6 protein-coding genes are annotated in these 10,141 nt (G+C 38.0%); all 6 read right to left on the bottom strand.

From position 1 onward, the window contains the following. Window positions 1-154: 154 nt before the first annotated feature. Entirely contained in the window at window positions 155-1,057 is a 903-nt protein-coding gene (locus OQX61_RS23965) for a WYL domain-containing protein (RefSeq protein WP_265844376.1), read from the bottom strand. A 69-nt stretch (window positions 1,058-1,126) separates the two neighbouring features. Continuing rightward, on the bottom strand, window positions 1,127-3,373 hold the full coding sequence (locus tag OQX61_RS23960; RefSeq protein WP_265844375.1) for a DUF262 domain-containing protein: 2,247 nt from the start codon (window positions 3,371-3,373) through the stop codon (window positions 1,127-1,129). Beyond that, complete coding sequence (locus OQX61_RS23955) at window positions 3,360-5,000, bottom strand: DUF262 domain-containing HNH endonuclease family protein (protein ID WP_265844374.1); 1,641 nt, start codon at window positions 4,998-5,000, stop codon at window positions 3,360-3,362. The genes OQX61_RS23960 and OQX61_RS23955 overlap by 14 nt, the downstream gene beginning before the upstream one ends. Before the next feature lie 395 nt (window positions 5,001-5,395). Beyond that, on the bottom strand, window positions 5,396-7,081 hold the full coding sequence (locus OQX61_RS23950; RefSeq protein WP_265844373.1) for a hypothetical protein: 1,686 nt from the start codon (window positions 7,079-7,081) through the stop codon (window positions 5,396-5,398). Between the two features lie 4 nt (window positions 7,082-7,085). Continuing rightward, window positions 7,086-9,194 (bottom strand): hypothetical protein, encoded by a 2,109-nt coding sequence (locus OQX61_RS23945; RefSeq protein WP_265844372.1) that lies wholly within the window; start codon window positions 9,192-9,194, stop codon window positions 7,086-7,088. After that, entirely contained in the window at window positions 9,191-9,844 is a 654-nt protein-coding gene (locus OQX61_RS23940; protein WP_265844371.1) for a hypothetical protein, read from the bottom strand. Before OQX61_RS23940 ends, OQX61_RS23945 begins: the two co-directional genes overlap by 4 nt. Between the last annotated feature and the right edge of the window lie 297 nt (window positions 9,845-10,141).

Below are 10,141 nucleotides of genomic sequence, written 5' to 3'. Positions count from 1 at the left end.
TGATGATCCTCCTTGATTTTCACCGCCTTGACACGACAGTTTACTTTACATACCCTGATCTTTTAAAATAGATAGTCAAAAACGTCCATTTTGAATCGTTAGTAATTGTTTCAATAAAAACACTCAATAATAAGAGAAACCAAATTTCGATTGATTATCTGTAATTTTCCAGCGCTTTTTTCAATTTTTCTTTGATTGTATCTCTCAACTCAACTGGTTTTAGTACTTGTACCAATGGACCATAGGAAAGTAACTGCATTTCAAAGTCAAACGTCGGATACACATACAGTTTAATCACCAATTCCTCATCAGTATCTTTCACTATTTTTTGGCTAGAATGCAAGGGCATCGACTTCACATACTTCCCTTGAAATGGATGAAAGGATAAAACAACCGCCTCAACAGGCTTACGCTGGTCTCCGGAAATTATTCCATAACAGTTGTCAAAATAAGACTTAGGTTCCTCCTCAACTGGATATACAAATTTCTTCCTTGTAATTTCGATGGACTTCATCCTATCGAGTGCAAATGTCCTGATTTCATCCTTATCAATGTCTTGTCCAATTAGGTACCAAAGGTTTTTAAACTCCTTTAAAAAATAAGGTTTAACATTTCGTTCCCTAGTCGTACTACTCCAATAACTTTGGTAATTAATCTTTAAGACCACCTTATTTTTTATAGCATGCAAAATGCCATGAAAATTCTCTGATCCATTTGAAGCTGTTTCCTCAAATTCAACATACTCATTATACCCAACACTCGAATTTAAAGCGTTAAACGTATTAAATGCCTCTAGCATTCGGTTATTTATCGTATCCTCCTCCGTACTTTTAATATAGTACTCATTATTTGCTCTATTATACTGTATATCGCAATGGTATAAGGAAAAAATATCTTCCAGATCACGTTTAAAAGTTTTTGATGTGGAGGTAAGTATACAACCCCGTATTTCGGATTCTTGTTCTAAATGCCTTTCAATTTCTTTTAAGGATGCCGGATGTTTTTTTAGCTTATTGATGATGGCGGAATGACGATGTGTGATCTCCAGTTTTGACATATACTTCAATTTTTCATAAAAAACCCTTTACCTGATATTAAATATCAAGGCATAGGGTAAATATCTCCGTTATACTGTTGGAATTAAAATCATCTCCATCAGTCGATCTATTTCTTTTTTATTCACAGCAATTTCAGCTGCATTTCGGTCTTTTTCATCATAACTCATCCCGGAAAATGGCGCATCTATAATTTCTGAGTCAGACCAGAGATTTTGGCCTGTATAATGAACATAACCACTACCACCCCCACCACTTTTCACGGCGAAACCACAAAGAGAGTTTTCCAAAGAGAAAGGCTCAGTTTTGATCATCCGATTTCTGTCCATGTTAGTATAGCAGGCAACACCAGTACCATTCCCATCATAAAACGGGAGCAACAACCCTTTTTCATTAGCAGCATACACTTTTAAAGTCAACCATGCCTTAATCAACTTTTCGCAATTAAATCCTGAAGGATTGAAAATATCTAAGTCATTTATCCGCTGATTGATCAGGTTTTCACAATAACTGAACAACTGCGTTGGCTCCTGCCTGATTAATCTCATAAAGGATCTTTTCCCTAGGTGTCCCCGATTTAAACTGGAGAACAAAACACCTTCAAAATCATAAGAAGCTCTATAAATATGACCCACATTATTGCATCCAATAAATACCCTGAACAACCTAAACATATTGGCCATCTTGACATTAGCTTGCGCAGATTCTTCTTTAAAAATCAAACATATCGTACTTTCATAATTGGAATATAACTTTTCTAGAACTTCAAATTCGCCATCGAACGCAGCTATTGAAGTTAGTATATCTTGGGCCTCATCCTCAAATAAAGCTGTCTGAAATAAAAACGTTAAATCACCCATAAAATACTTATGGTCTTCCCATTTTTCAAGCGTTTCCCTATGCGCAACAAACACAGCTTTCTTCTGTTCTTCAAGATCAAACCAAGTAGATTCCGGTAACTTAATATTTCCAAACTGCACAAAACTTCCAGAAAAAGTCAGCACCTCATTCATACTTTTCGAGTCTTCCAAGAGCTGAAGCAAATACCTCCAGTCGATGTACCTTTTTTCTCGATCCTTCCAATGCTCCTCTTTGTGAAAAATATTTTTCCTGAGCCTGCGTAGAAGCAGATAGCAGCCCTCTCCATCGTCTTCAAACTTCTCTATTGCAGCTAGCATAGGCAACAAGACGTTCTGCTCGTTGAACTTGGCAAGCGCTCGCAACCCATTAAGGCCATTGACTTCACCAGCGTTTATAAATTGAAACTGCTTTTTGAACCGCTCTTCTACCAACAGCGAAATCAATGTTTTTAGTGCTTTAAACAGCTTATTGATCCTATTTAAATAAGCTTCGGATTCTTTTGACTTTAAAAGGTCCTTAGTTTTCTTTATCAGATCAACTTCATCCTGTTTATCGATGATTTGAAAGCACCAGATCAGAAACTTATTCACCCCGTTGTCCGCAATATTTTCATCCTTAGATCTATTCTTCCAAAACCAGGTTTCTCTATCTTCCCATTGCTCAGCGAACATTGCCTGTTTGATCTCATCAGTAATTCCTGCCAATAGAATAGGCTTTGCATTTTCCGAAACAGTCAAACTTTTACCTGTGGTATTGATGATCACAAAGCGTTCTTCGCCGTGCTTTTTGTCCTGAACATCATAATATTGAATCTTTACCTTATGGATAATAAAGTCCAGGAATTCGTCACTGCTTAATTTGATATTACTATTCAGTTTTCCTTCGATTACTGCCAGTGAAAGCAGCATGCTTTTTACTGATTCATCCAAATTATACTCCTTAAAATACCAATTATTCGGTTTAACAATATCCGAAACGTTAAGACTATTCTCCGCAATAAAAAACTCATTCACAAGATCCTGTAGAAAAAATACCGTAGATTCTCTGATCGCATATTGTAGATATGGAGACTTACTTTCATGCAACAGTTCAAATTCGGAGATCAGACAATTTCTCAACTTCTCCTTCCGAGTAATTTTATACAACATCCCAATTAGGAGATAGAGCGTGGTTAATCTTTGCTGTCCATCAGTCAGGTGAATATATTCCTTTGGATGCTCATAGACATCGATTTTACCCAACAGTACCTCATTATCTTTATCATCATTAAATGCTTCAATCAATGTTTCCAAGAAACTACTCACGATATCAGTATTCCCATTTGCGCCATGGGCTTTATCGCCCCAACAGTAATCTCTTTGAAAATCAGGGATAATAATCTTCCTTTTTGCCGTTGAAAACAACTCTGCTAATGAATATTCTGGGGTGCTACTTAGCGCTTGGTTATTTAAATCCATAATAGTTTATAAGTTCTGCGTTTATTTTATTCTTGTTGCTCATAATTTCATCTGCATCCCATTTCGGTTGCGCGAAAACAGAGACGGTGTGCAATAGGTGGCGGCTCGTGAAGCTTATTGAAGTATCAAAATAAATGCTTTTCTTATCATCAAAATCCTTATTACTAAATTTAGAATTATCGAAACCATATAACAGTACCAGGTTTCCAATGCAATGAACGCTCCCATTAGCGCAGCCAGGACTTTCGAAATTGAGTTCTCCTTTTTTTGATTGAGGATGGATATGCTCTAGCGAACGATCCCCCCAAATGGAGAAATCGAATTTCCTTTTTAGCCTGTTGTCTTCCCTTATATTTAGGAAAGCCAAAAAGTCACAGGCTAAATTCCACCTGTCAGAAGACTTAACATCCTTCTCATCACAGTAAATATATTGTTCATCCAGCAAGTTGATCGCCTCGATTGCCTTTCTTGACTTGACAAGTACTTCCTCAGCACCTTCTTCCTTTTCCGTGATATCCTCAATGATTTCTCGATGTTTGGCACGCACCAGAGACCATTTTGCATACGCTTCCAAGCTGATTTTTTCTTTAATCTTCGGATCAAGAAAATAACAAAGTGGGGTGCTCCGCTCATTACTTGTCTTCAAGATCAGACCAAGGTAATTGTGCTGCTCATAGTTACTGTACAGATCTTCAAAGCCTTTTTGCAGCTTTCTTAATCCTTCAAAGTGCGAAATGGCCTTTTGATCAGCGCTGAGAAACTCTGATTTAAAATTATCAAATGAAAACTCCTTATTTTTAATGCCGTTCGACCTGTGGATATTCCAATAAGTTAGCAATAAATAATGCAGGGGATGTTTGTTATCTATAACGAAATAATTCTTGACTTCCTTTTGATTCCACCAAGAAACCCATTTGTCCCAATTTCTCGCCAAAATCCCACGTTTCTCCGTCACCCTCCATTCCAGGCTTAGTTTACTGGCTTCGTCTCCTTCCTCATATTCCTGATCTACACTTCTAGACGACTTAATCAACAACTCTGATTTGATCAATTCTTCTTCTTTCATCACTGCTTTTAAGCCATTCAAAGCAATAAAAGTATTGATTGCCTTACTTTTGGGCACCGTATTATAAAGCAAAAACACATTCTTTTTCAAAAACGTCAGGAAGGTATCCTTACAACTTAACAAGGCAATTTTCTTTTCAATTTCCTTGTTTGCTTCCTGAAAGTAAAATATATCCTGCGTATTTTCATCTTCGATCTCCACCTTCACATCTTCCACCAGATTGTTCAAAAACCTGTGGGAATCTTGCCTGATGTCGTACCGTAGTTTACCCTGAATACTTTGAACATCCCCTAAAGCAGCGAGCAATAAAAACAAGGTGGTGGTTCTTTGCTGTCCGTCCACCAAAATCACCGTTCCATTTTCCTCTACTACAGTTACCGCTTCTAGAAAATATTCGCTGAGCTCATTATCGAAAGCTTGAGTTAAGCTATCTATAAAAAAGATCAAAGAACTTTTACCTTCTTTATCCTTTACAGGCCATTTATAACCTCTTTGATAATTTGGGACTACATAGGTTCCCTTTTTCAAGTAGCGGTCTATGTCTAGCTTATTATTTTTCATTTGTTAAATTTCTTGTATAAATTAGCGCAGCCCAATGCGTTACTAAGGGTATTTCAAATGTAAAGGAGCGCTACGACAAATCATGTCGTAGCCAACAAACTTGCTGTCCTTTATTTATATTTTCTTGTTTTAGTACAATATTTTTATTGTCTGGATGTCCATTTTGTAGACATTATTGATCTTTAAAAAGATATCGCTGGTCAAAATTATCCGAAACCTCCATTTTGGAGTATATAAGACAATAGGTGAAAAATTTAGGAATCACCGACATCGATCCAGATTTCGGTTAAGTACAAATGTCTAATTGTTTTTTGCTATAAACATTTTAGAGCCTGATATTAAAATGATTTTTCATGGCATAAATCTTGCATGCCGATTATTAATCTCCAGCATACTCAGTTTTTCTTCAGGTCAATCAGGACATGGTACAAAAGTGTTTCAGCATTGTTCCTGGTATGAGCAGATTCGATAATCCTGATATCTATAAATGAATAATCATTTACCTCCATAATACGGACCAAAGGATATTCATAAGTATGACCTGAAACAAAGGCTAAATACCTAGAACAAAAAGACGAAAAATCTTTAACATCAGAATAAATAAGAATAAAGTTAGCCTTGTTCCCGTTCGCATCATAATTAAAGAGCTTATCAAGGTGAAGGATCAAATAGTCTTGCTTTAACGAATCCAGATTAAGCGCTTCTATAATTGTGAAAGGCACCCCATTAGATTCACAAACAAATAAGTCAATTTCACCAGCAGATTTGCCCTGTGCAGAAGTACTCCACCGGGTCTGGTCCTTGACCAGATAACCATAAGCTTCCAAAAGGTTTGCAATAAAAGTATTACGGTCATCTTCCGAATAGCCGCTCCAATACTTACGGTTTCCCTGCATCTTAAGGCAGGCAGCAATCAGGTGGTCTTTAAAGCTTTCTAAAGAGGGAGAAGAAAGTTGTTCACAAACCTTCATGATAGCTATCGCATCGCTGTAGTCGGTAATCCCAGACAATGCAGCATCAATATTCGCACTTCCACGGTCCGCAAATATTTGTGAAAGTTTAGCTTTGACAGCAGCCTTTTCTATTTTTTTTTTTACTCCTTCTTCACTAAGGTAATTCAGGAGTTTCCTTAGAAAGCTTGCTTCTTCCTCATCACCAAGTTCAATTATTCTTGATTTAATTTTGCTGACCTGGGCGGAGAAATTAAGCACAAAATATGGTTTGAGCATTTTTTGTTGGACAAGAGTCCTGAAGCTTTCAGACAGAACACCTTCACTTAGCCTTTTTGAAAGATTTTCATTCTCTATTAAAGCATACTGGTGATGCAGATTCCTGAGTCCTTCTCTGAAATTAAGCCAATTATCTGGATCCTCGTTGGTAATTTTACTGAGATAGAGCAAAATCCGGTATAGGCCAAGATAAAGGGGAACTTCTTTGTCCGCAAAGGAACTAGCCTGCATTTGAAAAAGATATGCGCCTATCTGCTGGATCCCGCCATCAATAGCTCCCGTACGGCTATCCATTAAATCAATTAAGGTTGAACTGACAAGCGCATATATCCTGGCATCTATCCTGTTTTCAATGATTTGATCCGATTTAGTGAACAATGCATAACCTTCGCTAAAATACTTTAGAGAAAGTGCCCTGTCTTCAGCCAACATCCCTTTCTGAAGCTGGATCATTCCCAGCCTCAAGCTGCTTTCTGCCGCAAGCTCGCCCTCATAATTCAGCAAATGGGCGTTGTATATCTCCTCGATACTATCAGGTTCAAGCTCATGGAAAATAAATACTGTCTTTAGCCGCTCCAGTTCCAGGAAAAGTTCTCCATCTTTTTTCCAGTCATCAACAAACAATCCCAAAGCCTGCCTGGGCTTTATTTTATTCAAAAGTACAACATCGACATAATTGCCCAATGCTTTCTTTTTGACGTAATCATTCTCTGCCTCGTCCAGCACAATGTTTTTAAAAAATCCATTTAGCTGGATATCATCCAAATCGAAAAACTTTTGTATCTCTGCATCATCGAAAAATCTGATTTTCTCAGGTAAACAAAGCGCAGCAAAATCCTTGAGGGCTTCCATCCTGTTAAAATACAAATTCGTTTTCAGCAGTAAGAATTTCCTGAGGAACGGTATCAACCAGTGACCTTTCTGCAGTACCTATAAGGATCTGGAGTTCTCCGCCGAACCTTTGCTCAATAGTTTTTAATAAAGTCGAAAGCCCTGTCATGTAATTCGCATCCGCTTCTTCTTTTGCAGGACTGTCAATAATCAGAAAACGCGTATGGCGGCCAAAATTAAATTCAATGTCCAGCTGGATCAGGCTAAGGTATAAAGCTATCTTGGCCCTCAGCTGTTCTCCTTCAGCAATATTTTCAAAGCCAATGAAATCACCGTCCTGCTTGTACCTAATCTCGAACTTGTCGGTAATCTCAATTTCTGAAATAGAATTAAGCCCCATGTCATGTATTTCAGCCAGCATCAGGTCTGACAACCTTACAAGGACAGAAGAACTCACTGCATAGCGTTGTTTATTCAACTCCATTATCGCTGCTGTAAGAACTTCAATCTTAACATCACCTTCGGCATAATTGTCAGCCGCAGGTTCAGCAGGTTTCTCCTGAAGTTGGTAAGTGATTACTGCCTTTTCAGCAATCAGTTTTTCCCTCGCAGGGTCTTGAATAACTTCCTTATCCTTTTCAGCTTCAAAGATCTCACTGATCTTCTCTAAACGCATAGTGATGGTAGTCGTGTCAATAAGGTTTGCTTTTTGTTGTTCAAGGGCAATAATACTGTTGTACTTTTTATCATATTCAGTCTGATTATCCCCGTCCCCTAGGTGATCAAAGTCACGCTGGTGGTTGGTCAGGACCAATTTTAAGTTTTCTATCTTTTGTTTGTATCCCTCCCGGTAGACATCCTCACCTTCTGGGTCTACATTGTCATTACACAGGGAACAAACCTTTTCAGCAGCAGCCTTCTTTTTCTTAACGTCTGTAACTGCATGACTGCAGCAAGGACACTGCTTAATATCAAGGTTAGAAAAGAAAATCCCAACCTCTAAGTACTCTACAAGATCTGCAATTTGCCGCTGAGTCTTTAGCATCTCCCTGCGAATGCGCTGGGCTTCAGACGTGCGCCTTTCACGCTTCTCTTTAATGGTTTCCAAAGCTTTCCTTTCGCCCGACATCTGAGTTTCAATATCAAGTAGTCTACGGCTTTCAGCTTGAAGGCTCTTTACCAGAAGATCATGTTCTCCATATAGTGCATTGAGGTTAACACTCGACTTAGGCTGCTCGCTGCTGATGCGCAACAACTCATTGATTTCGTAAAGCCTGGCAGCTAATTTATCCCTGTTCTCCTTTTGAAAAGCAGTATTTTGAACAGGAGCCGAAAGCCTTTTAGCTCTATCAAAGACGAGCTTATCTTTTTCAACGCTAAAATAATTGATCGGGTAAGTCAGCTCCAGACCAAGTAGCATTTGAAATATCTTCTTGCCCTGATCTCCGTACATAACGGCGCTATCACTAGATTCAAGAAAAATGGATTTAAAATACGTTTTCCAACTTGCGCCCACCTCCAGCAAATCAGTACTGTCTTTCTGCGAGCTCTTCTGGGTCCATTTCAGAGAGTAATAAGCGAATTGCTTGAAGAAAAAATCCTGAATTTGATTTTGATAATCCAATTCACTGGAAGTGCTAAAAATAATGTCCTGCTCATGCTGGTATACCTCTTCCTTTTTATCTATCGTTCCATTGTAAAGTGAAGCCTTCAATCTTGATTTGGTGTCCATATGAATGGTATATTCCCTATCACTGATATTGAAATTGATCAAAATATAGTGGATCCATTTTTTGACATTCGGCTTGACTGAGTTAGTACCAGTAAGCGCGTACTTGAGTATCTTAAAAATACTTGATTTTCCTTTCAGATTATCAGCTATCCAAATATTTATCCCTGTTTCTACCCGCTGGTCATAAGCTATAACATCCCCGGCATAGCTATTGGTTACCTCTGTAGCTTTTACACCGCTGAAAGCAATCCTTTTTATAATCAGCCTCTTTCCTGTAGATAATGGCGTATCCTTTGTAAACTGGTCCCCGATGTCCAACATCTCCCTAGTTTGTTCCAGTGATAAATTTTCTTTGAACTGGTTATGGATATTCTTTACAAAATCCTTGAAATCGAACGTCATAATATTTCGTTATATAATTTACTGAAATCAGTCTTCACTGTTTGCTCAATGGTACCAATGTACTGATGGTAACTGGTATCGCGGTATTCATCGACCCTGTACTGATTGACCTTTAACTGGCTCCCAGATAAATCCCCAAAATATTTAGCAATGAGCTTACACCTGTCCTCATACCAATGAATATTAGGCATCCCGGCCAAAGCGCTGTTTACTTTCTCCTCAGCGGCTTTCATGATAAAATACTGCTTGTCAATAGTCTTAAAATCCCTACTTTTCTTGCTAGTGAAGTCAATAAATTTTATGCCCTTTAAAAAAGCCACCACATCATCAATATCCTCGTATGCTCCGAAAAAGAACTTTTCCATTTCAAGACGCTTCAATAAAGGCTCCTGATCATTGAATATCTGCTTGACAATAGCTTTGACTTCATCTTTCTTTCTTTCGTCACCTTTAGCCTGCAATAGCAGTTCGTAAGCTAGATAATCCGGGTTACGCAGTAGGAAATCGATTTTCTGTATCCTGGTTTCAGTTCGGAATACCCTTACAGCCTCGGGTCTTATGGGATCGATAAATGGTTCACTGAAATAATAAAGTATAAAAAAAATCCTAATCCTGTCCTTGTAAGATCGGACAGCGTCTAGTTGGTCCATTATTAAATTTTTAAGGGCGTTAATATTCTCTTTAAATTTAGAAACAATTTCTGTACTTGAGAGATATTTCTAAATATTTCAAGTACAGAAATTGTCACTTATTCTTACGTGTTTTTTTGACTCTTCTTTCCAATGCTTCTTGGGCTGAGTTGAGACATCCAAGAACTGGCCCTACTTGCTTTCGACCAACTTCAGTGTACCAGAATATAAGCATACATTAAATAAGATCCCAAGGTAAAAAGAGTTATCTATTCAGTATTACGGAAAACCGTAAACGTTCGTTCGTATGATTTAAAA

Source organism: Pedobacter sp. PLR (genome assembly GCF_026239675.1).
In the GTDB taxonomy this organism is placed as follows: domain Bacteria; phylum Bacteroidota; class Bacteroidia; order Sphingobacteriales; family Sphingobacteriaceae; genus Pedobacter.
The sequence above is the reverse complement of the archived record's forward strand: the minus strand, read 5'-3'. Positions and strand labels throughout refer to the sequence as shown.